Annotated in this window: 24 protein-coding genes and 1 tRNA gene; 12 read left to right on the plus strand and 13 right to left on the minus strand. The window is 71.7% G+C overall.

What is annotated here, in order from left to right; genetic code table 11:
- Positions 1–6: 6 nt before the first annotated feature.
- From WFI00_RS07350 to WFI00_RS07360, 3 genes are read right to left on the minus strand one after another with little or no spacing between them, the layout of a single operon-like run.
- Positions 7–1,245, minus strand: a complete 1,239-nt coding sequence (locus WFI00_RS07350) for a PP2C family protein-serine/threonine phosphatase (protein WP_336632029.1) — start codon at positions 1,243–1,245, stop codon at positions 7–9.
- A 12-nt stretch (positions 1,246–1,257) separates the two neighbouring features.
- A complete protein-coding gene (locus WFI00_RS07355; protein ID WP_336632028.1) occupies positions 1,258–1,809 on the minus strand; it encodes an FHA domain-containing protein FhaB/FipA in 552 nt (183 codons plus the stop codon).
- Complete coding sequence (locus WFI00_RS07360) at positions 1,806–2,537, minus strand: DUF3662 and FHA domain-containing protein (protein ID WP_336632027.1); 732 nt, start codon at positions 2,535–2,537, stop codon at positions 1,806–1,808. The genes WFI00_RS07355 and WFI00_RS07360 overlap by 4 nt, the downstream gene beginning before the upstream one ends.
- Before the next feature lie 152 nt (positions 2,538–2,689).
- Here WFI00_RS07360 and WFI00_RS07365 point away from each other — a divergent pair.
- The 3 genes from WFI00_RS07365 to WFI00_RS07375 all read left to right on the plus strand — a co-directional run bounded on the left by WFI00_RS07365 (position 2,690) and on the right by WFI00_RS07375 (position 3,925).
- Positions 2,690–2,776, plus strand: a tRNA-Leu gene (locus WFI00_RS07365).
- Between the two features lie 106 nt (positions 2,777–2,882).
- Entirely contained in the window at positions 2,883–3,386 is a 504-nt protein-coding gene (locus WFI00_RS07370) for a hypothetical protein (protein ID WP_336632026.1), read from the plus strand.
- A 191-nt stretch (positions 3,387–3,577) separates the two neighbouring features.
- Positions 3,578–3,925: an ATP-binding protein gene (locus WFI00_RS07375; RefSeq protein ID WP_336632025.1), complete on the plus strand. Its 348-nt coding sequence runs from the start codon at positions 3,578–3,580 to the stop codon at positions 3,923–3,925.
- Between the two features lie 152 nt (positions 3,926–4,077).
- Here WFI00_RS07375 and WFI00_RS07380 read toward each other — a convergent pair whose 3' ends face one another.
- Entirely contained in the window at positions 4,078–5,109 is a 1,032-nt protein-coding gene (locus WFI00_RS07380) for a lipase family protein (protein WP_336632024.1), read from the minus strand.
- Positions 5,110–5,119: 10 nt separating this feature from the next.
- Positions 5,120–6,550 (minus strand): M28 family peptidase, encoded by a 1,431-nt coding sequence (locus WFI00_RS07385; RefSeq protein ID WP_336632023.1) that lies wholly within the window; start codon positions 6,548–6,550, stop codon positions 5,120–5,122.
- 87 nt (positions 6,551–6,637) lie between these two features.
- Between WFI00_RS07385 and WFI00_RS07390 the strand changes: the two genes are divergently transcribed.
- Positions 6,638–7,636: an AsnC family transcriptional regulator gene (locus tag WFI00_RS07390; RefSeq protein ID WP_336632022.1), complete on the plus strand. Its 999-nt coding sequence runs from the start codon at positions 6,638–6,640 to the stop codon at positions 7,634–7,636.
- On the opposite strand, the gene WFI00_RS07395 is transcribed toward WFI00_RS07390, so the two are convergent.
- From WFI00_RS07395 to WFI00_RS07405, 3 genes are all read right to left on the minus strand, one after another.
- A complete protein-coding gene (locus tag WFI00_RS07395; RefSeq protein ID WP_336632021.1) occupies positions 7,611–8,957 on the minus strand; it encodes an MFS transporter in 1,347 nt (448 codons plus the stop codon). The two genes, WFI00_RS07390 and WFI00_RS07395, sit on opposite strands and share 26 nt — an antisense overlap.
- Positions 8,958–9,080: 123 nt before the next feature.
- Positions 9,081–9,743: a GntR family transcriptional regulator gene (locus WFI00_RS07400; protein WP_336632020.1), complete on the minus strand. Its 663-nt coding sequence runs from the start codon at positions 9,741–9,743 to the stop codon at positions 9,081–9,083.
- A 60-nt stretch (positions 9,744–9,803) separates the two neighbouring features.
- Positions 9,804–10,448 carry a GntR family transcriptional regulator gene (locus WFI00_RS07405; protein WP_336632019.1) on the minus strand — a complete coding sequence of 215 codons (645 nt, stop codon included), beginning with the start codon at positions 10,446–10,448 and terminating at the stop codon, positions 9,804–9,806.
- A gap of 408 nt (positions 10,449–10,856) precedes the next feature.
- On the opposite strand from WFI00_RS07405, the gene WFI00_RS07410 reads away from it, so the two are divergent.
- Entirely contained in the window at positions 10,857–11,063 is a 207-nt protein-coding gene (locus WFI00_RS07410; RefSeq protein ID WP_336632018.1) for a cold-shock protein, read from the plus strand.
- A gap of 102 nt (positions 11,064–11,165) precedes the next feature.
- Here the strand turns inward: WFI00_RS07410 and WFI00_RS07415 are convergent, their stop codons facing one another.
- From WFI00_RS07415 to WFI00_RS07425, 3 genes are all read right to left on the minus strand, one after another.
- On the minus strand, positions 11,166–11,840 hold the full coding sequence (locus WFI00_RS07415) for an HAD hydrolase-like protein (protein WP_336632017.1): 675 nt from the start codon (positions 11,838–11,840) through the stop codon (positions 11,166–11,168).
- Positions 11,841–11,901: 61 nt separating this feature from the next.
- Positions 11,902–12,597 carry an endonuclease NucS gene (nucS, locus tag WFI00_RS07420; RefSeq protein ID WP_336632016.1) on the minus strand — a complete coding sequence of 232 codons (696 nt, stop codon included), beginning with the start codon at positions 12,595–12,597 and terminating at the stop codon, positions 11,902–11,904.
- Between the two features lie 16 nt (positions 12,598–12,613).
- On the minus strand, positions 12,614–13,840 hold the full coding sequence (locus WFI00_RS07425) for an MFS transporter (RefSeq protein WP_336632015.1): 1,227 nt from the start codon (positions 13,838–13,840) through the stop codon (positions 12,614–12,616).
- A gap of 58 nt (positions 13,841–13,898) precedes the next feature.
- Here WFI00_RS07425 and WFI00_RS07430 point away from each other — a divergent pair, with 58 nt between their 5' ends.
- Genes WFI00_RS07430 through mnhG form a run of 7 tightly spaced genes read left to right on the plus strand, consistent with a single transcriptional unit; the run spans position 13,899 to position 21,231 of the window.
- Positions 13,899–14,951, plus strand: a complete 1,053-nt coding sequence (locus WFI00_RS07430) for a LacI family DNA-binding transcriptional regulator (protein WP_336632014.1) — start codon at positions 13,899–13,901, stop codon at positions 14,949–14,951.
- Between the two features lie 39 nt (positions 14,952–14,990).
- Entirely contained in the window at positions 14,991–17,933 is a 2,943-nt protein-coding gene (locus WFI00_RS07435; RefSeq protein ID WP_336632013.1) for a Na+/H+ antiporter subunit A, read from the plus strand.
- Positions 17,930–18,466 (plus strand): Na(+)/H(+) antiporter subunit C, encoded by a 537-nt coding sequence (locus WFI00_RS07440; RefSeq protein ID WP_336632012.1) that lies wholly within the window; start codon positions 17,930–17,932, stop codon positions 18,464–18,466. The genes WFI00_RS07435 and WFI00_RS07440 overlap by 4 nt, the downstream gene beginning before the upstream one ends.
- A complete protein-coding gene (locus WFI00_RS07445; protein WP_336632011.1) occupies positions 18,463–20,028 on the plus strand; it encodes a Na+/H+ antiporter subunit D in 1,566 nt (521 codons plus the stop codon). Before WFI00_RS07440 ends, WFI00_RS07445 begins: the two co-directional genes overlap by 4 nt.
- Entirely contained in the window at positions 20,028–20,612 is a 585-nt protein-coding gene (locus WFI00_RS07450) for a Na+/H+ antiporter subunit E (RefSeq protein WP_336632010.1), read from the plus strand. Before WFI00_RS07445 ends, WFI00_RS07450 begins: the two co-directional genes overlap by 1 nt.
- A complete protein-coding gene (locus WFI00_RS07455) occupies positions 20,609–20,878 on the plus strand; it encodes a monovalent cation/H+ antiporter complex subunit F (RefSeq protein WP_336632009.1) in 270 nt (89 codons plus the stop codon). Before WFI00_RS07450 ends, WFI00_RS07455 begins: the two co-directional genes overlap by 4 nt.
- Complete coding sequence (gene mnhG, locus WFI00_RS07460) at positions 20,875–21,231, plus strand: monovalent cation/H(+) antiporter subunit G (protein ID WP_336632008.1); 357 nt, start codon at positions 20,875–20,877, stop codon at positions 21,229–21,231. Before WFI00_RS07455 ends, mnhG begins: the two co-directional genes overlap by 4 nt.
- 176 nt (positions 21,232–21,407) lie before the next feature.
- Here the strand turns inward: mnhG and WFI00_RS07465 are convergent, their stop codons facing one another.
- Both WFI00_RS07465 and WFI00_RS07470 read right to left on the minus strand, forming a co-directional pair.
- Positions 21,408–22,853: a phytoene desaturase family protein gene (locus tag WFI00_RS07465; protein WP_336632007.1), complete on the minus strand. Its 1,446-nt coding sequence runs from the start codon at positions 22,851–22,853 to the stop codon at positions 21,408–21,410.
- Entirely contained in the window at positions 22,850–23,431 is a 582-nt protein-coding gene (locus WFI00_RS07470) for an SRPBCC family protein (protein WP_336632006.1), read from the minus strand. The genes WFI00_RS07465 and WFI00_RS07470 overlap by 4 nt, the downstream gene beginning before the upstream one ends.
- Between the last annotated feature and the right edge of the window lie 59 nt (positions 23,432–23,490).

The following is a 23,490-nucleotide window of genomic DNA, read 5'->3' on the forward strand; positions in this document are numbered from 1 at the left end:
CGCCGGTCACGGGGAATCCTCCAGGGTCTTGCGCATCGTCTCGACGATCGCCTGGGCGTCGGCCAGGGAGCGCGCGGAGATCGTCTGCTGGACCGCGAGGCGCTGGTAGAACGGCAGCTGGTCCAGAGCGATCCCCGTGTCCTCGAACGGCGACGACAGCGAGATCGGCCCGATGTCCTGCTGGACGCCGCGGAAGATCACGACCGAGTCCTCGTCGGATCCGACGAAGTAGCGCGACTGGGTCCACGAGTAGGCGCCGAACGCCGCGAGGGCGAGAGAGGCGAGGATGACCGCGAATCCGACGATCCACCACACACGGCGGCGCCGCGCGCGGCGCCGATCCTCTTCGATGAGCTCCTCGAGGAACTCGGCGGCGGGCTCGAAGTGGGTGGGTTCGTTCGCGGCCTGGCGGGCGGGGTGCAGCCAGCTCGTGCGGCCGGTGCGCGCGGCCGGGACCTCGACCCCGCGCGGGTTGGAGGCGGAGCCGACCACGGTCCCCGTGCCGCTGAAGAGCGGGTGACTGCCCCCGACGTCCACGATCACGACCGTGACGTTGTCGGGCGCGCCGGCGTCGAGCGCCTGCTTGAGGAGGATGTCGGCGGTGCGGCCGGGTGGAAGGTGCTGTCCGAGCGCCTTCGCCGTGTGGGTGTCGTCCACCACGCCCGACAGTCCGTCGGAGCACAGCAGCCAGCGGTCGCCCGGCTGGGTCGGCATGATGAACGTGTCGACCTCGGGATCGGGGTCCATGTCGCCGAGCACGCGCATCAGCACCGAGCGCCGCGGGTGGTAGCGCGCCTCTTCGGGCGTGATGCGGCCGGAGTCGACCAGACGCTGCACGAACGTGTGGTCCGCGGTGATCTGGGTGAGGGCGTCGTCGCGGTAGAGGTAGATGCGCGAGTCGCCGATGTGCGCGATCACGGCGTAGTCGTCGACCATGTCGAGCGCACTCACCGTCGTGCCCATCCCGGCGAGCTCCGGGCGGCTCGCGACGGTGTCGATCAGGACGGTCGCGGTGGCGCTGATCGTGTCCCGCAAGGCTTCCTCGGCCGCTGTCGGCGTCGGGAAGGGGTGGTCGAGCTCCTTCAGCCGGTGCACCGCGATGCTCGAGGCGACGTCGCCGCCCGCGTGGCCGCCCATGCCGTCGGCGACGACGAACAGGTTCGCGCCGGCGTAGCCCGAATCCTGATTGTTGGAGCGCACCTTCCCCGTGTGGGAGATGGCGGCGCTCGACCCCTCGAAGACCATGGCGGCGTCCGGCTACTTCCGCAGCTCGAACGTCGTCGCGCCGACCTTGATGGGTGCGCCCACCCGCACCGCGACGGGGGTCGCCACCCGTGCGCCGTCGTGCCAGGTGCCGTTCGTCGAGTCGAGATCCTGCAGCATCCACTGGTCGCCCCACAGCAGCAGCCGGGCGTGGTGGCTGGACGTGTAGTCGTCGCGGATGACCAGACCCGATTCGCTGGATCGGCCGATCGTGAGCGGCTCGCCCGTCAGGGGCAGCTCGAGACCCGCCTTCGGCCCGCTCGTGATGACGATCCGCGAGACGGCGTCGCGCGTGGCCTGCGCCGGACCGGCCGGGCGCGCGGCGGGGCGTGCGGGCGGTGCCGCGACGGGGACGACCGGTGCGACCGGGGCGGTCGCGTCGGCCGGTGCGGATGCCGGACCGGCCGACGCGGGTGCGGGATCGGGGAGCTTGCGCACCTTCACCCCGAACACGTCCGCGCGGAGGGAGTACACGACGGCGAAGACGAAGAACCAGAGCAGGATCAGGAATCCGACCTGCAGCAGCAGGAGCGTCAGTTCGCTCACGTGAGACCGCCGATCCCGAACGCGCGCGTCGCGTCGGAGGCCGACGTCGTCGGGCGGGGCGGGGTCGACTGCGCGACCACGCGGAAGGTGATGTCGGTGCGGCCGATCGTGATGATCGAGTCGGGCGGCAGCGGCGCTTCGGCGACCTTGCGCCCGTCGACCTGGGTGCCGTTGGTCGAGCCGAGGTCGCGGACCATGGCGCGCTCGCCGTCCCACAGGATCTCGACGTGCCGACGGCTCGTCCCGGCATCCGAAATCGTGATGTCGGCGTCGCTGCCGCGGCCGATGACCGTGCGCCCCGAGAGCAGGGGGTGGCGCTCGCCGGCGATGTCGACGACGCCGCGCCAGGCGACGGTGCCCGCCGCGGTGCGCGAGGCGACCTGGAGGGTTCCCGTCGGCAGCTGCGGGTCGGCGGTCAGCGTGATCGTCACCGGACCGGCGAAGCTGAAGCCCTGCGACGACGCGTGCGTATCGACGAGCGTGTGCAGCTCGGAGTCGAGGGCGGACCCGATCGACTGCATCCGCTCGGCGTCGGCGGGCGACATGCGCACCTCGAAGGTATTGGGCGCGAGGATGCGGTCGCGGCTGACGACGGCAGCCTTGGCATCCAGCTCCGTGCGCAGCGCGGCGGCGATCTCCACCGGCTGGATGCCGCTGCGGAAGGACTTGGCGAACGCGCTGTTCACTGCGCGTTCGAGTCCCTTCTCGAAGCTGTCAAGTAGTCCCACGGGGCTCCTCAGGGCTTGGGCCGGTGCGTACATGCTAGTTGCACACCCTGAGCACTGCCGGAACGACGCCCCCGGCGACCGATTGGGAGGGCGTCACGCGGCGTGATATCCTCGGAAAGTTGAACACGTGGGATCTTCGGATGCCGCGGTTCGCGCGAGTGGCGGAATAGGCAGACGCGCTGGCTTCAGGTGCCAGTGCCCGAAAGGGCGTGGGGGTTCAACTCCCCCCTCGCGCACCAGATGGTGTCTCAGGACATCAAGAACGGATGGGCCCCCGGTTTCGGGGGCCCATCCGTTCTTGCGTTGGCGCTGGCTTGAGCTGCGTGGCGCTGATCAGGGATCGGAGTGCACGACATGAGCTGTACGCCTCAGTTTCTGTCGGCCGCTCTGGCGATTGCTCTGGCGGGTATCAGCATCGTCGCCTCGAGGTGGGGGGTCGACTACGTGAAGAAGGTCAACGCCGAGAGTGGAGGCGTGCGGGCAACATATGCGCGGCATGTGCCGTATTGGGCAGGACCCACGTTGGCCGCATCCTCGACGGTCGCGGCGGTGGTCACGACGAAGACGTGGTACACATCGTGCACCTCCGGCATTTCGCTGAGTCCGGCGTCGCTCGCGCTGATCGCCCTCAGCGGCACCGTGTTCGTCGTGGCGATGATCCGCTTGATCATGGGGAAAAAGCGGACCGACCGCCGATTCCCTGCGATCTCCAAGAATGAGGACCCGTCGGAGACGGTGAGGACAGATCACTCGGAGCGGTGGCGCGCGCGCGGCCTCGTCGTTTCGGAGTACGGCGTATCGGTCGCGGTCGCGGTCGCGCTGCTCGCGGGGGCCCTGTTCGTCTTCTGATCCATGGCGCTCGCGCGACTGGCGGAGCCCCGGCGCGGGACCCGTATGGTGCGCCACCCGGTCCTGTCCGGCCTCGCCGATGAGTGCCCTTCCACTCCTTCTTTCCTCACGCCATCTGATCGACCATCGTTTACCTCTCCAGCGCCGAGGCGTTCGCTAGTCTCGGGAGGCGAGCCGCGAGGGGAGATGCGATGCCGTCCAACGCGAGTGTGCACCGCGCTCTGGAGGGCGCCCGCGAGGGAACGCCCACGGTCCTGGACATCGAGGGGCACGCGGGCTTCGGCAAGACCCACCTGATCCGCGGCATCGTGGCGGAGTTCCCGCGGGAGCGCGTCCTGATGGCCACCGCGTACGAGGACACCCAGAACGATGCCCTCGGGGTCCTCCGTCAGCTCGGGGTCGATGTCGGCACCGTGAGCCCGAACGCCCTCAGCGCCTCGCAGGCCCTCATGCGCCGGATCGATGCGCTCGGCGGCGGCGAGCCCGTGCTTCTCGTGATCGACGATCTGCACTGGGTCGACCGCAGCTGGCGTCGCTGACGGCGTCCGTATCCACGACGGTCCGATTCACCGATGCCGACGGTGCCGGCGGTCACTGCGAGCCGCTCGCACGCGGCCGGGTCGCGGCGCGGGTGCTCGACTGGCTGGGCGACACCCTCGACGCGTGATCGCCTCGCCGCCGCGCGCGCGGCTCACTCCGCGAACCGCGCCGTGATCCAGTCGGCGGCCTCGGACGGAGCGAAGCGCGGTCGCATCGTCCCCGAGTGGTGCGTCGGCCACCACCGGGCCGTGAGGTCGACGCCCCGGGCGCGATAGCCCGAGAGCAGCCGTCGGGTGAGGGGAGCCGGTGCGACCTCGTCGAAGCGGGCGGCGTCGATCCGGACCGGTGCCCGGTGTCCGCGGAGGGCGGCGACGTCGTTGCGGCGGAAGACCTCGAAGAGCGCGTCGTACAGTTCGTCGCCGGCAGGGCTGGCGATCGAGGAGGGCGCCAACCCGCCCCACGACGTGGGCGCGGCGAGCTCCGTGAGGCACAGCGCATCGAGGTCCGGCCACAGCGCGCGGGCCCGCGCGCCGAGGCCGTCGCCCCTGACCAACCCGCCGACGCGCGCGTCGACCGCCGCCGCGCCGCGCAGCATCAGCCCGATGAGGGCCGAGACGACACCGAACGCGGGGACGGCGATCGGCATCCGCAGGGCCCACCGGATGCTCAGGTCGAGTCGCGTCACCGGCGCGAACGCCGCCGTGCCGCGCAGCCGCGACCGGCCGTCGGGCTCATCGGACACCGAGGCCCACAGGGCGGCGACGGCTCCCTCGGAGTGTCCGGCCGAGACCCAGTCGTCGCCGAGCGCGGCGTCGAACTCCTCGCGGGCGCGGACGATCGACGTCACCGACGCCGCGAGCGAGGAGCCGACGAGATACGGGTGGATGCCCGGGCCGCCGATCCCCTCGTAGTCCGGCCGCACGACGGCCACGCCGCGGGCGAGGAGCGCGTCGCACAGCACGTCGCCCTGGGACATCCGCCGCCACTCGGGATGGGCCGGGTTCCCCGCGCTCGGCGCCGAGCGCGGGCCGCCGCCCGTCGTCATGTGTCCGTAGGCGACGAGCGGGTACCCCGTGCGCGGTGCGGGTGCGTGCGGCACGTGCAGCAGTCCGGTCTGACGGTGCACCGATCCGTCGACCGCCGGCGCGGAGAAGGAGACGGTGCGGGTGGTCCCGTGTCGCATCACCAGCGCCTCACCACCGTCCCCGTGGCAGCAGCAGGCGGAGGGGCCGGGGGATGAAGCCGAGCAGGCCGCCCGGGCGGCGGTCGGCATCGTCGATCACGTCGAGGAAGAGCCGGGCGACGGGCACGAGCTGCGACCGGTCGATGCGCTCGATCGTGTCCGCGTCGTCGTAAAGGTAGAGCGGCCCCGAGATCAGGCTCACGGTGGGGACCCCGGCGACGAGGGTGAACGAGGCGTCGGTCGGGATGCCCCCGGCGAAGAACTCCAGCGCGGTGGCGTCCAGCAGGGTGGTGGCGGGAAGCCCGTGACGACGGATGCCCCGGGCTATCCGCAGGGCGAACAGAGGATTCACGTTTACGAAGATCCCGCGCGGCTCGGTGTCGCCCGTCGCCCGGAAGCCGCCGTCGGATCCCTCGACCGCCCGGAGCCCGATGTGCTCGATCGTCGCGTTGAGGACGATCCGCCACGGGGCGCGGCGCGACAGGACGTGGCGGCGCGCGAACTCCTGATGGGCCTGGTACCCGGTGAAGTGGGTGTCGAAGGTGACGAAGAGGAGCGTCTTCTCGCGCAGACGCCCGCGTGCGGCCTCCGCACCGGCGTACTCGGCGAGGGCGATCACCTCGGCGGTGCCCGACGCGTCCTCCACCGCTCCGGGGCCGACCGAATCGTGGTGGGACTGCACCATGACGGCATCCCTCGTGCGGCCGGGGAGCACCCCGATCACCGAGCGCGAGGTCACCGCTCGGCGCGACACGTGCAGCGTCAGCGCGGCGGACGACGGGCCGCCGCGGGACGCGAGCACGTCGCGCAGCCGCCGCCCCTCGGCGCGCGTGATCCACACCCCCGGCAGGGAGAACAGCGTCCGGCGGTAGTACTCGTTGTGGTACCGCGCCGAGTCGGGGTAGTCGCGCAGGACGCCGATGAGCGCGACGGCGCCCGCGGCCGCGGCCTCGGTCATCGTGCGGGCGAGGGAGGTCACGTAGGGGTTGCGGCTGCCGAGGACGTCGCGGCGCAGCATCCTGCGGCCCGGGTCGTGGATGTAACGCGCGAGCGGCAGGCTGTGCGCCAGGGTCATGTCGAACGTGAGGTCGAAGAGGACGACCGCGCCGCGGACGTCGTGGCGGCGAACGCGATCCGTGCCGATGTCCACGATGCGGGCCCGCACGTCGTGGTCGACGTCGCCGATCTGCTCGTGGTCGCGGAGCCCCGAGTGCAGCACCGGCGCGCACGGGATCGCCACCCCGTCCGTCTCGAGCCGGCACTCCCGCGCCTCCCAGCGGAAGGAGGGAACTTCCAGCACCTCGGTCGACAGGCCCGCGCGCGACATCCGCTCCGCGACGTAGTCGGCGGCGGCCTCACCGCCGGGCGTGCCGGTCGCGCGGGGGGCCAGGTCGACGAGATCCCGGATCGTGGTCATCATCGCGGCCTCGGTCAACACCATGCGCCGAGATTAGGCATTCGAGCGGTCGGGACGCGATCGTACGAATGAATCGTCGAATCCGATGCATCCGCGGATAGTATTCGTCACATGGACGACGACGTCGACGCCCCCACCCTGGACGAGCTCGACCTCGCCATCGTCCACGCCCTCCAGATCGATGCGCGCGTGCCGTGGACGCGCCTCGCGGGAGTCCTCGGGATCGACGCGGCGACGGTGGCCCGGCACTGGCGTCTGCTGAGCGAGCGTCGTGCGGCGTGGCTGACGTCGTGGCCCACGCCGCAACGCTGGGCGTCGAGCAGCGATCTCGCGGTCATCGTGCTCGACACCCCGCCGGGGACGGATGCCGCGGAGGTGCGCGGTGCCGTGCTCGATCTCCCCTGGGCGATCGGCCTCGACGACACCTCGGCCGGTCTCGTCGTGACCGTCGCCGCGTCGCGCGGCCTGGACGCGCTCGCCGAGCGACGCCGGCAGCTGATCGCGCTGGGCACACGGGTGCGACGGATGGACGTGGTGGCGGCGCTCGCCGAGGAGGACTCGACGTGGCGGCTACAGGCGCTCTCTCGCGATCAGCAGCGGGCTCTGGCGAGACCGACCGGGGTGCCGAGCCGTCCTCCGGCATCGCACCTCGTCGACGACATCGCCGCAGCGCTCGACGAGGACCCTCGCCTTCCGACGGTGACTCTCGCCGCGCGACTCGGCGTCTCCGAGCCGACGGCGCGGCGTGCGGTCGACCGGGTGCTCGCGGCCGGGCTCGTGCGCGTCGGCTGCGACCTCGCGATGGCGGGCGCCGGCCTCGGCCGCGGTGCGATCCTGTGGGCACGCGCCCTCGACGTCGAGGCGGCCGCCGCGCGCGCCGCCCGCCTGCCCGAGGCGCACCGCGTCGGTGTCACGGTCGGCCCCGCGCCGCTCTTCGTCTGTGTGCGCGCCCGCTCGCTGGCCGTCCTTCCGCGCATCGAACGCGCCTGGCAGGACGCGACACCGGTCGAGGTCGTCGACCGGTGGACGGTGCTGCGCACCTGGAAGCGCAACGGGCACCTGCTCGATGCGGCGGGCCGGACGCTCAGGCGCGTGCCGGTGGCGTGGTGAGCGGCGGGCTCGCCGCCTCGCGCCGCAGCCGCGCGTCGAGCCGATAGAAGGCGAGCGGCAGCAGACTGAGCGCGCTGAGCGCGGCCGGGATCACCGACGTGCCGAGCACGATCGCGGTCTGCGCGGCACCGGTCTGCACGGTGTCACCGCCCGCCGACGCGAGGTAACCGCCGGCGCCCATCACGGCACCCAGCAGCGCCGGGCCGAGCGCGTAGCCGAGCAGTTCGAATCCGGACCAGACGCCGGAGATCATCCCGATCCGGTTCGATCCCGAGCGGCGTGCATCGGCGGCGGCGATGTCGGGGAGCATCGCGAGGGGGAACAGCTGCCCGCCCGCATACCCGATGCCGACCACACCCGCTGCGGCGAGCATCAGTGCGGCGCCGCCGGCGTGCGCGACGAGGAGGCCGGTCAGGCCGATGACCTGCACGATCGTCGCCGCCGCGAACCCGGCCTTCTTCCCCGCACGGCGGCCGAGGGCGGCCCAGACCGGCGTGCACACGATCGCGGGCGCGACGAAGCAGACGAACGCGTACGTCGCGAGCGACGGGTCCAGATAGACGTGGCGGGCGAGGTAGACGACGCCGCTGAGGACCATGCCCATCGCGACCGCCTGCAGCACGAACGCGCAGACGAGGGCACGGGCGTCGCGGTCGCCCAGCACCGCGCCGAGCTGGGCGAGCAGCCGCCCCGTCGCCTGCTCGGTGCGCAGCTGGGGGACGCCCCGCGTCCCCCACCAGACGCCGACCGTGCCGACGAGGACGAGGACGGCCATGGCCCCGGCCATGATGCGGTAGCCGCCCACACCTCCCGTCGCCGCCACCAGCGCGGGCGCCGTGGCCCCCGAGACGAGGATCGCGAGCGTGAAGACGATCACCCGCCAGCTCACGAGCCGGGTGCGCTCGCCGTAGTCATCCGTGATCTCGGCCGACAGGGCGAGGTAGGGCACCTGGAAGAAGGCGTAGGCGGTCGCGGAGGCGAGGAACAGCGCCAGGACCCACAGCGCACCCGCCAGCGGCGGCGCGGTCGGGCCGAAGAAGATGGCGGCGAACGAGAGCGCGAGCAGAGCACCGGCCCGCAGGAGGAAGGGGCGGCGGCGATCGGCGCGGGGCGAGCGATCGCTGATCCTGCCGGCGATCGGGTTCAGGAACACGTCCCACGCCTTCGGGATGAACACGATGAGTCCGGCGACGGCGGCCTCGACCCCGAGGAGGTCGGTGAGGAACGGCATGAGGATGAGCCCCGGCACCGTACCGTAGGTGCCCGACGCGATGCCGCCCAGCGAGTATCCGATTCGGGTCGCGCGGCGGAGGCTCGTCATGAGCGGATCGTACGGGTCATCCTTCGCGAGAGATCAGCGCGTTCGGTGCAATCGTCGTCCACGTCGACCGCGACGGCCGAATTCGTCGCGGACCCGTGATCGCCGTGGCGCGCGGGCCGTCCGTCACGAGCGCGGCGACGCGCCCGGCGTGACGGCGTAGAGCGTCCGGATCGTGCGCTCCGCCCCGGCGGCATCCCGCGTGGCGACAGCGTCGCGCAGGCGCTGCCAGTTCTCCCGGCGAGGCACCGGCTTCGCGAGCATCCCCGGCCAGCCCTCCAGGTTGCGGCGCACCGCGATCGAACTCTCCCGCAGGATCGAGACGAAGACGCCGTTTCCGGTCGCGCGCGTCGCGAGGACGCCGAGCTGGGATGCGGCCGTGAAGACCGCGGGCTCGTCGTCTCCGTCGATCCCCGCGAGCGCGGCGTCGACGGTGGCCAGGAGTGCGGCGAGCTCGTCGGCGTCGCAGCGGGAGAGGGCCAGGTTCAGGGCGTTCCCCAGGAAGTAGGCGGCGAACTCGCCCGTATCGCGCCTCAGAGCGTCGTCGGGCGCCGTGACCCGTGTGTACCGTCCTACGGCGATCTCCACGAGCCCGAATCGTTCGAGCCGCTGCAGAGCTTCGCGGACCGGGGTGCGGGAGACGCCCAGCTGACCGGCGAGCTCGACGTCGCGCAGACGGTGCCCGGGCGGGAACCGTCCGTCGACGATCGCCGCCCCGATGCGCGCGTAGACCTCGTCGCTCAGGATCATGCCCGCGACGAGATCGATGGGAGAGAGGGCGTCACTCATCTGGATGAAATCGTACGCCGCCGCGGGTGCCGACGACACTGCGCGTCGACCGGCGGCCGGTCAGGTCATGGCGAGGAGGTCGCGCAGCACCTGCTCGGCGCCGTCGCCGTCCCGGGCCGCGATGCACGCGCGCATCCGTTCCCAGGCCTCGCCGCTCTGCGCCGAGGTCACGAAGAACGGCGGCCAGCTGCGGAGATTGCGCCGGATCGCCAGGGATCCCTCCCGCACGACGCCGATGAACACGGCATTGTCGGTCGCGAGGGTGACGTCCACGAACAGTCGGGCGGTGGCCTCGAAGACCCGCAGCCCGTCGCGCTCGCTGACGGCGTCGAGGACGACGTCCGTCTGGCGGAGCAGGTGAGTCAGCTGCTCGTCGTCGCACCGCGACAGCGCGAGGTGCAGGGCGTTGCCCATGAGGAACAGCGTGAACTCGGCGGTGTCGCGACGGAGTGCGACATCGGGGACGGAGACGCGCGTGTAACGCCCGACCGCGATCTCCACGAGTCCGAACCGTTCGAGGCGCTGCAGAGCCTCACGCACCGGTGTGCGGGAGACGCCCAGCTGCTGGGCGAGCTCGACGTCGCGCAGCCGGAACCCCGAGGGGAAGGTGCCGTCCAGGATGGCGGCCCCGATGCGCGCGTAGACCTCGTCGCCCAGGATCATGCCCGGAGCGAGCTCGATGGGAGCGAGGGAGGCCGTCATCATCGACCCCGATTGTACGTCCGGAGTCGCGCCGGGTCACCGGGGGTCGTGACGAGTCCGGCGGGCGCGATCGTCGACTCGTATCGAGGGTCGGCGGTCCGCGGACGACGCGGCCGGACCGCGCAGAACGCCATCGCGACTTCTTCTCCACAGGGCGCCGTCGGGGGAATCGACGGGACAGTACAGTGAGTGTGCCGCGCCGAGCGTGGCATATCCGGGGGGATCCGTCGACGCCCGGGCGACCGCCGAGTGCGGAACGCCCGGGCGTCGAATGGTTGGGGAAAGACCCTGCGATTGTTGCAACGTTTATGTCACCTTCACCGAAAGGATGTCGTGCGCGTCGGAGCACGCGGCTAGGTTGGTCGGTGTCGGCGCAGTCGCGCCGTCGTCGCACGTCGAGTAAGGCAGTTCATGAGCACCAGCGGTACCGTCAAGTGGTTCAACTCGGAGAAGGGTTTCGGGTTCATCGCTCCCGATGAGGGCGGCGCTGACGTCTTCGCCCACTACTCCGCCATCCAGTCGAACGGCTACCGTTCGCTCGAGGAGAACCAGCGCGTCGAGTTCGAGATCGCCCAGGGCCCCAAGGGTCTGCAGGCGGAGAACATCCGGCCCATCTGATCCGGCACACGGCCCGCTTCGAGCGGGCCGTTGCTTTGTGCGCCGTGGTCGCGTGCGCGCGTCGTGCGCGACCACGGCCGTTCGTCGTGCGCCGTCGTCGGGTCAGTCGTCGATGAGCAGGAGCGCGCGCAGCTGGTCGGCCGTGTCGACGACCGCCGCCGCTCCTTCGGACTCGTGCGGCCAGCTGAAGCCCCAGCTCACGAAGATCACGGGGACGCCCCGCGCGGCCCCGCCGTCGACGTCGTGGTGGCGGTCGCCGATGAGGACCGGCCGGCTGATGTCCGCCCCGGCGGCCGAGAGTCGCCGAAGCGCCTCGGCGACGATGTCCGCCTTCGAGGCCAGGGTCTTCTCGTCCGGGGTCGATCCGACGACCGCCTGGAGGTAGGGCGAGAGGTCGAAGTACTCGACGAGGGCGGCCACCTGGTTCTCGGGCTTCGAGCTCGCCGTCGCCTGCGGGATGCCGGCCGCGGCCACCTCGGCGATCACCTCGGCGATGCCCGGATAGAGACGGGCGCCGGTCGCGTATCCGTCGGCCTTGCCGATCCGGCGATAGTAGGCGACCGCTTCGGTCGCCTCGTCCGGTGTCATGCCCACGTTGGTCTGGAACGACTCGAACATCGGCGGCCCGATCCAGTGGACGAGCTCCGCGCGGGTCGGGGCCGGCCGACCGAAGTGCTCCAATGCGATCGTCAGCCGTCGCAGGATGCCGTCGGAGGCATCCACCACCGTGCCGTCGACGTCCCAGAGCACACAGGTCCACGGCGAGCGAAGCGACATGCTCTCAGCTTACCGACGCCGTCGACGCTCCCCCGTCGACGCGAGACCGCCCGGGCAAGGGTCAGAACAGGCGCGGGGCGCCGGACTCGATGCCCTTCATGCCCTCGTAGTCGAGCGTGACGCACCGGATGCCGCGGTCGCCGGCGAGCGTCTTGGCCTGCGGCTTGATCTCCTGGGCGGCGAACACCCCCGCGACGGGAGCGAGGTGGGGGTCGCGGTTGAGCAGGTCCAGGTAGCGCGTGAGCTGCTCCACGCCGTCGATGTCGCCGCGACGCTTCACCTCGACGGCGATGGTGCCGCCGGCGGGGTTGCGCAGCAGGAGGTCGACCGGGCCGATCGCCGTCGGGAACTCTCGGCGCACGAGCGTGAGCCCGTCGCCGATCACGTCGACCTGCTCGGCGAGCAGCCGCTGCAGATCGGCCTCGACGCCGTCCTTCTGCAGACCGGGGTCGATCCCGAGCTCGTGCGACGAGTCGTGCAGCACCTCGTAGATGCGCACGAGCAGGGCATCCCCCGTCTTGGCGTGCGTGACGCGCCAGTGCTCGATGACGCCGGCGGAGGCGGATTCCTCGTCGGGGGTCTCGACCTCGAGCCGGCAGGGCGGACTCATCCAGTTCAGCGGCTTGTAGGAGCCGCCGTCGGAATGCACGAGCAGCGACCCGTCCCCCTTGTGCACGAGCAGGCGCGTGGCGAGCGGGAGATGGGCGTTCAGGCGCCCGGTGTAGTCGACCGAGCAGCGGGCGATGACGAGGCGCACCCGACTACGGTACCCGTCAGTGGTGGCCGGCGCCGACGGTGGACCCGGCGATCGGACGCGCGGCGCCCGATGCGAATCCGCTCATCGCGATGAGGGCGACGATGATCCAGAGAGTCGGCAGGATCCCGATCTGATGGCTGATCCATCCGAGCACCGGGGGTCCGCACAGGAACGCCACGTAGCCGATGGTGGCGGCGGCCGACACGGATGCCGCAGCCTTCGCCGGATCGTCCGCGGCTGCCGACATGCCGAGGGGGAACCCGAGCGACGCGCCCGCACCCCACAGGGCGACACCCACGAAGGCCACCGGCAGGTTCGGCGCCAGGATGAAGACCGCGAGCCCGACGCCGGCGGCGATGGCGAGCGCGCGCAGCGTCCAGACCCGACCGATGCGGTCGACGATCGGGCCGCCGACGGCGCGGAAGACCGTCATCGACACGGAGAACACCGTCAGGAAGATCGCCCCGGTCGCCTCGCTCTCGCTGTGTCCGTCGACGACGGCGATCGTCAGCCAGTCGTTGGCGCTGCCCTCGGCGAACGCCATGCCCAGCACGATCGCTCCGATCGCGTAGGTGCGGGGGTCGCGCCAGACCGCGAGGGCGGCGGCGATGCGCTCGCGCCGCGGCGCGGGCTCGCCCGTGGCCGCGGCGCTCTCGTGGCGGGGGACGAAGCGCAGTGCGACGCTCGTGATCGCGAACCACACCACGGCGACGGTGCCGATGTGCCAGGCGACGCTCACGCCCCACGCGGCCATGACGATCCCCACGCCGGCGCCGGCGACGGTGCCGAGGCTGAAGAACGCGTGGAACAGGGGCATGAGGGTGCGGCCGAAGGCCTGCTCGACGGACGCCGCCTCCACGTTCATCATCACGTCGGTCGCCCCGAACGAGAATCCCGCGAAGGCGAGGCCGCCGGCCGCGAGGGCGTAGGAGCCGACCGTGTCCACGCCCAGCGCGGTGACGAGGAATCCGATCGCGATGCCGACGATCGTGACCGAGAGGCCGCGGCGGGCTCCCCACCGCACGACGATGACGTTCGCGGACATGACGCCGATCAGCGAGCCCGCCCCCATCGCCAGCAGCAGCATGCCCACCTCGAAGTCGTCGATCCCGAGATTCGCCTTCACGGCGGGAAGTCGGGACGCCCAGGAGGCGAAGGTGAGCCCGCACAGCAGGAAGAAGGCGAAGATCGCCGTGCGCCAGTGGACGAGACGGCGGCGGTCGAGGAGGGGTGCGGTGCTCACCGGAACAGCCTACCGAATCGATTCGACGTGCTGGACACGCGCGCGTAGACTTCGTCCGGTGACGATCCGACGCGCCACCATCTCCGACGTCGCCCGCGAGGCGGACGTCTCGCCGTCGACGGCGTCGGTCGTCTTCAGCGGCAAGACGCCGGTGTCTGATGCCACGCGTCGCCGTGTGCTCGCCGCGGCCGCGAATCTCGGCTACATCGGACCCGATCCCCGTGCCGCCTCGCTGCGGCTCGGGCGCAGCGGCATCGTCGGCGTGGTCGTCGGGTCGAGCATGAACCACCTCTTCCTCGACCCGGTCCAGCGGCTCATGATGGACGGCCTCGCCGAGGAGGTCGCCCCGTTCGGTGCCGGACTGCTGCTCCTGCGCACCGGGACGGACGTCGAGAACGCGCCCACCCTGCTCACCGCGCCGTTGGACGCCGCCGTCCTGATCGGCTGCGACCTCCCGCTGCGGCACTCGCTCGACGCCGCGCACAGCCGAGGTCTGCCGATCGTCGTCATCGAGGGGGACGCGGGACCGGGCGTGCCGCGGATCCTGCTCGACAACCGCGACGCCCAGCGCACCGCGGCCGCCTACCTGCGCGACCTCGGCCACACGGACGTCGCGATCGTGACGCTCCGGCCGAGCTTCGAGGTCGGGGGCGGATGGCTCGACGCGGACGTCGACATCACGATCGACGTCACGCGTGAGCGCCTCGAGGGGGCGCGCGACGTGTTCCCGACCGCCCCGGCCCTGGCCACCGCCGGCAGCTCGATCGACGAGGGACTCGCCGCCGGTCGCGTCCTGTTCGCCGACCCGCACCGCAGACCGACCGCGGTCATCGCCCAGAGCGACCTGCTCGCCGCCGGCGTCATCCGCGCCGCCGAGGAGGCGGGGCTCGCCGTGCCCGGCGACGTCAGCGTGACCGGCTTCGACGGCGTACCCGTCGACGGCCTCGCGCCCTACGAGCTGACGACGCTCGTCCAGTCGGCGACCGACAAGGGCCGCGCCGCGGGTGCGGCCGTCGCGGCCATGCTCGACGGTCGCACCCCGGCATCCGTCCTGCTGTCGTGCACATTCCGGATCGGGGATACGACCGGACCCCCCCTTTCGCGCCGGTAGACTGGGAGTCCGACCCCCGGAACCCGTCAGGAGGCCAGATTGCTCGTGCTCCTGGCTGCGTTCGCGGTCGTACCGCTGGCGCTGCCGTGGCTCGTGAGCCGTCTCGGCCCTCGCGCGTTCTTCGTCGCCGCGATCGTGCCCGTCGTGGCCTTCGTCCAGGCGGCTCTCGCGACACCCCGCGTCCTCGCCGGGGAGGTGCCGACGGAGTCGGTCGTCTGGATCCCGCAGCTGGGTCTCGACCTCTCGATGCGCATGGACACGCTCGGCTGGCTGATGTCGCTGATCGTCACCGGCGTGGGTGCGCTCGTCATGATCTACTGCCGCTGGTACTTCGACGGCAAGAAGAACGGCGTGGGGCTGTTCAGCGCGACGCTCCTCGCCTTCGCGGGCGCCATGTACGGCCTCGTGCTGACCGACGACCTGATCATCCTCGTGATGTTCTGGGAGATCACGAGCATCCTGTCGTACCTGCTCATCGGCTTCTATCACGCGCGCGGCGCGAGCCGACGCTCCGCTCTGCAGGCGCTACTGGTGACGACCCTCGGCGGCCTCGCGATGTTCGTCGGCGCGGTGATCCTCGTGGTCCACGCCGGGACGAACAGCATCTCGACGATCATCGCCGAGTACGGCGCCCAGGCGTCGGCGCTCGCCCACGACCCGCTCATCAACACCGCGATCGTGCTGCTGCTGGTGGGGGCGCTGAGCAAATCCGCGATCTTCCCGTTCCACTTCTGGCTGCCCGGTGCGATGGCCGCACCGACCCCGGTCAGCGCCTACCTCCACGCCGCCGCGATGGTGAAGGCGGGGATCTACCTGATCGCGCGCCTGGCCCCGGCCTTCGCGCACAGCGAGCCCTGGCGCCCGATGGTGATCGGACTCGGCCTGTTCACGATGCTGCTGGGCGGGCTGCAGGCGCTGCGCGAGTCCGACCTCAAGCGCATCCTGGCCTTCGGCACGGTGAGCCAGCTCGGCATGCTGACCGTCGTCCTCGGCTACGGGGAGCGCAACTCCGCCCTCGCGGGTCTCGCGCTGCTGATCGGGCACGCGCTGTTCAAGTCCTCGCTGTTCCTGGTCGTCGGCGTCATCGACCGGCAGCTGTCGACGCGCGACATCGGGGAGCTGTCCGGGGTCGGCCGGCAGGCGCCCACCCTCGCCGTCTTCTCGATCATCGCGATCGCCTCGATGGTGGGACTCGCACCGACCGTCGGCTTCGTCGCCAAGGAGGCGGCACTCACCTCGCTGCTCGAGGGCGGCACCGAGCCGAGCGCGCTCCTGCCGCTGATCGGCATCGTGCTCGGATCGGTGCTGACCACCGCCTACGGCCTGCGGTTCGTCTGGGGGGCGTTCTGGACGAAGAAGGACACCGACGGCCGGGCGCTGCCGCCGACGGTATGGCCGGACCCGCCGATCGGATTCCTCGCCTCGCCGATCCTCCTGTCCGGCCTCACGGTGGTCGCCGGCTTCGCGGCGCCGCTGTTGGACCGGGCGTTCTCGGGCTACGCGGACACCCTTCCCGCCGCGGGCGGCGAGGAGGGCTATCCGTACCACCTCGCCCTCTGGCACGGGTGGGAGCCGGCGCTCTTCCTCTCGCTCGGCAGCATCGCGCTCGGCGCCGCCCTCTTCTGGGTCGCGCAGCGCACCGGCAGGATCCCGCGGCGCATCCTGCCCTTCACGGCCCCGGACGTCTACAGCGCCACCCTGCGCGGCATCGCGCGCGTCTCGGTGTGGACGACGACGTTCACCCAGCGCGGGTCGCTGCCCTTCTATGTCGGCACGATCTTCGTCGTCTTCGTCGCCGCGCAGGGCACGGCACTGCTCGCGAGCCCGGACTGGCAGATCTCGATCGACGGCTGGCAGACGCCGATGCAGCTGGTCGCCGCGCCGATCATGATCATCGCGGGGATCTTCGCGGTGCGGGCCCGCAAGCGCTACACCGGCGTCGTGCTCGTCTCGGCCACCGGCCTCGGCATGATCGCGCTGTTCGCCACGAGCGGCGCCCCCGACCTCGCCCTGACGCAGATCCTCGTCGAGACGGTGACCCTCGTCACGTTCGCCCTCGTCCTGCGCCGGATACCCGCCCGGATGGGTGAGCACAACGCCTCCGTGGCGCCGATCGCCCGCGCCGTCCTCGCCGTCGCCGTCGGGGTCACCATGGCCGCCGTCGCCCTCGTCGCGACGGGCGCCCGCGTGGCGGAGCCGATCTCGACCGCGTTCCCGACGCTCGCGTACGAGCTGGGTCACGGCAAGAACGTCGTGAACGTCGCGCTCGTCGACCTCCGCGGGTGGGACACGATGGGCGAGCTCTCCGTCCTCATCCTCGCCGCGACGGGCGTCGCCTCCCTCGTGTTCGTCACCCATCGCGCCGACCTCACCTCGCGCACCATCTCCGCACTGCCGACGGGCGCGACCCGCACCCGTCGTCCTCTGATCGAGACCGACGAGGGCCCGCAGCCCCGCACGAGCGGATCGCGCAGCACCCGGCAGGCGTGGCTCGTCGGCGGCCAGCGGGTGCGGCCGGAGAACCGCTCGATCATGCTCGAGGTGGTCGTCCGGATCCTCTTCCACACGATCATCGTCGTGTCGATCTACCTCCTGTTCGCGGGCCACAGCCTGCCCGGCGGCGGATTCGCGGGCGGCCTGGTCGCGGGCATGGCACTCGTCATGCGCTACGTCGCGGGCGGTCGCTACGAGCTCGGCGCCGCGGCGCCGACGGACGCCGGACGCCTCCTCGGCGCCGGCATGACCCTCGCCGTCGCGTGCGCCGTCGTCCCGCTGCTGTTCGGCGCGGCTCCGCTCACGAGCTGGTTCTGGGAGGCCGAGCTGCCGGTCATCGGACACGTCGAGTTCGTGACCTCCACCCTGTTCGACATCGGTGTCTACCTCGTCGTCATCGGCCTCGTCCTCGACGTCCTCCGCTCTCTGGGGGGCGAGGTCGACCGTCAGGCCCAGGCGCTGCGCGAGGCGCAGGGGGTGCTGCGATGACCGTCTCCCTCGTCCTCGTCATCGTGATGGGGGCCCTGTTCGCGGCCGGTGTGTACGCCATGCTCGAGCGCAGCCTGACCCGCGTGCTGATCGGGTTCCTGCTGCTCGGCAACGCGGCGAACCTCTTCCTGCTGATCGTGATGGGACGCCCCGGTGCGGCGCCGTTCTTCGGCGCCGCCGAGCCGGACGAGATGAGCGATCCCCTCCCGCAGGCCCTCACCCTCACAGCCATCGTCATCACCTTCGCGGTGTCCGCGTTCCTCCTCGCGCTGATCTACCGGTCGTGGCAGCTCGGCCAGGCCGACACCGTGCAGGACGACGAAGAGGACATCGCCCTGCGCGACCGCCCCTCGGCCGACGAGGAGCAGATGGACGAGGAGACCTCGATCGAAGACGACGACGACGACGCGACCACGGACTTCATCGGCACCGAGACGGCGCCGATCACCGTGCTGCACCACCGCGACCTCGAGGGCATCCGCGACGACGCCCCGACGGATCGCCGCGACTCCGACGGCGGTGGTCGCCGATGAGTGCGCTCGTCCCCCTGCTGGTCACCCTGCCGCTGCTCGGCGCCGGCATCGCGCTCGTCTTCGGACGTCAGCGTCGCGTGCAGGTCGGGGTCTCGATCGTCACGCTCACCCTGGTGCTCGCCATCGCCGCCGTGCTGCTGTACGCGGTCGACTCCTCCGATCAGGCGATCGCGGTGTCGGTGGGCGGATGGCCGATCCCGTTCGGCATCGTCCTCTACGTCGACCGTCTCGCCGCCCTGCTCGTGGTGGTCTCCAGCATTGTCCTGCTGGCGGTGCTGCTCTTCTCCGTGGGTCAGGGCGCGGCCGACGGCGACGACGACACCCCGGTCACGATCTTCCACCCGTCGTACCTGATCCTCGCGGCGGGCATCTTCAACGCCTTCATCGCGGGCGACCTGTTCAACCTCTACGTCGGGTTCGAGATCCTGCTCGTCGCGTCGTACGTGCTGATCACGCTCGGCTCGACCGAGTCGCGCATCCGCACCGGCGTCGTCTACATCGTCGTCTCGCTCGTCTCCTCGATCCTGTTCCTCGCGGCGATCGCCGCGATCTACGGGGCGCTGGGCACCGTCAACATCGCGCAGCTCGCCGAGCGGATGGGTGAGCTGCCGGACTCGACGCAGCTCGTGCTGCACCTCATGCTGCTCCTCGCCTTCAGCATCAAGGCGGCCGTCTTCCCGCTCTCGTTCTGGCTGCCGGACTCCTATCCGACCGCGCCGGCCCCGGTCACGGCGGTGTTCGCGGGGCTGCTGACGAAGGTCGGCGTGTACGCGATGATCCGCACAGAGACGCAGATCTTCCGCGACAACGACGTGAACACGCTGCTGCTGATCGTGGCGCTCGCGACGATGATCGTGGGCGTGCTCGGCGCCCTCGCCCAAGCCGAGCTGAAACGCATCCTGTCGTTCACGCTCGTCAGCCATGTCGGCTACCTCGTGTTCGGGCTCGCGATCGCGACGCCTCTCGCCCTCGGCGCGACGATCTACTACATGGTCCACCACATCATCGTGCAGACCACGCTGTTCCTCGCCGTCGGGCTCATCGAGCGACGCGCCGGCTCGACGTCGATCCTCAAGGTCAAGGGCCTGATGCGCGCGGCGCCGGTGATCGCGGTGCTGTACTTCCTCCCGGCGATCAACCTCGGCGGCATCCCGCCGTTCTCGGGCTTCATCGGCAAGTTCGCGCTGTTCGACGCGGCGGCACAGGTCGGCACGCCGCTGATGTACGTGCTGATCGTCGGCGGCGTGATCACGTCGCTGCTGACCCTGTACACGCTGATGCGCGCGTGGAACCTCGCCTTCTGGCGCGAGGACGACGACCACGCCGAAGAGCCGGCCGTCGTCGAGAGGATCATGTACCTGGGCGACGCCCCGGCAGCCGACGAGCAGGGCAGCCGACGCGTCATCCCGCGGATCATGACGACCACGACCGCCGGAATGGTCGCGGTGACCGTCGCGCTCACGCTGTTCGCGGGGCCGCTCTACTCGCTGTGCGCGACGATCGGCGACGCCCTGCTCACCCCGGTCACCCTCGTCCAGCTCGGCGGGGAGGCGGATCAGTGATGAGTCCCGCCTCCCGCTCCCTCGCCTCGGCCGTCTGGCGACAGCTGCCCTTCTTCGTCTGGCTGGTGGCGCTGTGGATGCTGCTGTGGGGGCAGTTCACGGTGCTGGCGGCGCTGACCGGCATCGTGGTCGCCGTGTTCGTGACCCGGATCTTCCGCCTGCCGCCGGTCGAGCTCTCGGGCCGCGTGAACATCTGGTACGGATTCGTGTTCGTGGTGATGTTCTTCCTCGCCCTGATCCGCGGGTCGCTCCTGGTCGCCTGGCAGACGATCAACCTGTCGCGCTATCCGGGGACCGCGATCATCGCCGTCCCCCTGCGCACGGACGACGACCTCATCATGGCCCACGTCGGCGTCACGGCCTCGCTCATCCCGGGCTCGCTGATCGTCGACGTCGACCGCGACCGCCGCATCCTCTATCTGCACGTGCTCGGCGTCTCGTCGCAGCGCGACGTGGAGAACCAGCGACGTGCCGTGCAGGGCTGGGAGTCGCGGATCGTCCGCGCGGTCGGCTCGCGCGCGCAGCTCGAGGCGATCCGACGCGAGGGGTCGCAGACACCGCGCGAAGGGGGGGCAGGACGGTGAACGTGCTCATCGTGGCGATCTACGTCGTCTTCGCGATCGCGGGGCTCCTGACCCTGTGGCGCATCATCGTGGGCCCGTCCATCCTCGACCGCGCCGTCGCCTCGGACGTGCTGCTGACGCTGGTCATGTGCGTCCTCGGCGCGGACATGGTCATCCACCACCACACCCGGAGCCTCCCGGCGCTCCTGATCATCGCGGCCGTCGGCGTCTTCGGCTCCATCGCGATCGCCCGCTTCGTCGCGCGAAGGGACAACACGGACCGATGAACGAGATCCTCGACACCGTCGCGCTGCTGCTCGTGCTGATCGGCGGGCTGCTGTGCATCACGGCCGCGATCGGGCTCATGCGCTTCCACGACGTCCCCACGCGGCTGCACGCCGCGACCAAGCCCCAGGTGCTCGGCCTGCTCCTCATCTGCGCGGCGATCGCCCTGTCGCTGCGGTCGTGGCCCGTCATCGCCTTCCTGGTGCCGGTGGTCATGGTCCAGCTCGCCACCGCGCCGCTGTCGGCGCATATGGTCGGCCGCCAGGCGTACCGCAACGGCACGATCGACGAGCGCTCCCTGTATGTCGACGAGCTCGCCGCCGACCGCGCGACCCCGCCCGCCGCCGGCGGCTGAGCCCGCCCCCCGGCGCGTCCGTCCGCCCGCATCCGCCCGCATCCGCGCCGCAACTCCGCAGGATGTGACGTACTCCGCACCCGATGCCGGGGAGGGGTGCGGAGTACGTGCGGATCTGCGGAGTTCGTCGCCGGCGAGCGGGCGGGCGAGCGGGCGGCGAGCGGGCGGGCGGAGGACTAGGGAGCGAGCGAGGGTGTGCGGCGGATGCCGAACTCGTGGCGCAGGGCGCTGCGCGCGGCGAACCACCCCGACTGGCCGTGCACGCCCGGTCCGGGGACCGTCGACGCGCCGGTGAGATAGACGCCCGGCATCGGCGTACGCCAGGGATCGAGGCTCAGCACGGGGCGCGCCACGAGCTGCCGCAGCGTCGCGGCTCCCGCGGCGATGTCCCCGTCGACGTAGTTCGGGTTCTGCTCGGCGAGCTGGGCGGCGGTCGTGCCGCGCGAGGCGACGATCAGATCGCGGAAGCCCGGGGCGAGCTCCTCGATCGTCCGGGTGACGATCTCCGTCTGGTCGAGCGTCGACCCCGTCGGCACGTGGGTGTAGGTCCACAGGGCATGGCCGCCGTCGGGCGCGCGCGTCGGGTCGAGCACCGAGGGCTGCGAGACGAGGACGTAGGGGGATGCCGTGTGCCGCCCCGCGAGGACGTCGCGCTCGCCCGCCGCGATCCGGGCGCGGGTGCCGCCGATGTGGACCGTGCCCGCGCGGGCCAGCCTCTCGTCGGACCACGGGACCGGGCCCGACAGGGCGAACTGCACCTTGGCCGCGCCGCTGCCGTAGCGGAACCTCTCCAATCGATGCCGGTAGCCGTCGGGCATCCGCGCTCCCGCGAGCCGGATGAGCGCCCGGGGGGTCACATCGAGGATCAGCACGCGAGCCGTCAGCTCCCCCAGGGACGAGACCTCGTGGTCGGTGACGATCTCGCCGCCGTGCGCGCGCAGATCGGCCGCGAGCGCATCGGAGATCGCCTGCGACCCTCCGCGGGGGATCGGCCAGCCGCCGGCGTGCGCGTGGGCCTGCAGCGCGAGCCCCGCCGCGGCGCCGATGAGGCCCGGCTGGGGCGAGATGGCGTGGGCCGCGACGCCGGTGATCATCGCCGGGGCGACCTCGCCCGAGAAGCCCGCGTTCCACGCCGGGCCGCCCTGCCACAGGGCGCGGACGCCGAAGCGGGCGGTGACGATCGGATGCGGCGGCACCCGCAGCAGGGACGATCCGGTGACGCGCGCGATCTCGCGGGCCCGATCGGCGAGCGGCTCGAGCAGGCGTCGGTAGGCGCCGCCGTCGCGTCCGAGCTCGGCGACGGTGCGGTCGAGGTCGCGATAGGCGATGCCCGAGCCGCCCGCGGAGGCCGGGAGGGGGTGGGCGAAGGAGATCTCCGGCGTCAGGAACTCGACGCGGCGCGCGAGGCCGAAGGCCCGGAAGAAGGGCGACGCGACGGCCAGCGGATGCACCGCCGAGCAGGTGTCGTGGTGGAATCCGGCCGCCACGTCCTCGCGCGTCGCCGCACCGCCGCCCCAGCCCGACATCCGCTCGTACACGCGCACGGACAGGCCCGCCCGGGCGAGGGTCACGGCCGCGGCCAGGCCGTTCGGGCCCGACCCCACGACCTCGACGTCGGTCACACCCCCTCCGCGGCGGAGCCGGCGGCGGCGCGCGTCGCGTCGGTCGCCTCTGCGGCATCGGCTGCGGCGTCGGGCCGGGGCCGACCCTCCGCAGGGTCCGGCACGGATCGACGGGCGTGGTCGACGCCGGCCTCGCGCTCGCGTGCGCGCCCCTCGGCGAGATGGGCGAGCCGTCGCAGCGTCTCCACGTTCCGCGCGTGCAGGAGCGGAGCCCACAGGAACCGGGGGAGGAGCCGGGCGGGGCCTCCGACCGGCTCCTCGCCGACGCGCACGACGCAGCCGTCGCCCCGGGGTCGCACCTCGATGACGACGACCGCGCGTCCCGCAGCGCCCGCCTTCGCCCGCAGGCGCATGCGACGGCTGGGCGTCCACTCGACGACCTCCGTGGTGTCGTCGATGAGCACGGGCCACAGCCCGAGCGAGTGGTGCAGCCGCGCGCCCTCGGCGGGCCACTCGGGGTCGACGTCGCGCATCCGGGCGGCGCCGACGACCCAGGTGGGATAGATCCATCCGTCTCCGAGGACGGCGAACACGTCATCGGGGGAGCAGTCGAACAGTCGGGTGGTGGCCGTCGCCATGGGAAACCTCCGGGTCCCTCCCCATGCTAGGCCGCACCTCGCGCGGTCCTCAGGGGGTT

Origin of the sequence: Microbacterium sp. MMO-56 (assembly GCF_037146215.1) — a bacterium.
Taxonomy (GTDB): Bacteria; Actinomycetota; Actinomycetes; order Actinomycetales; family Microbacteriaceae; genus Microbacterium.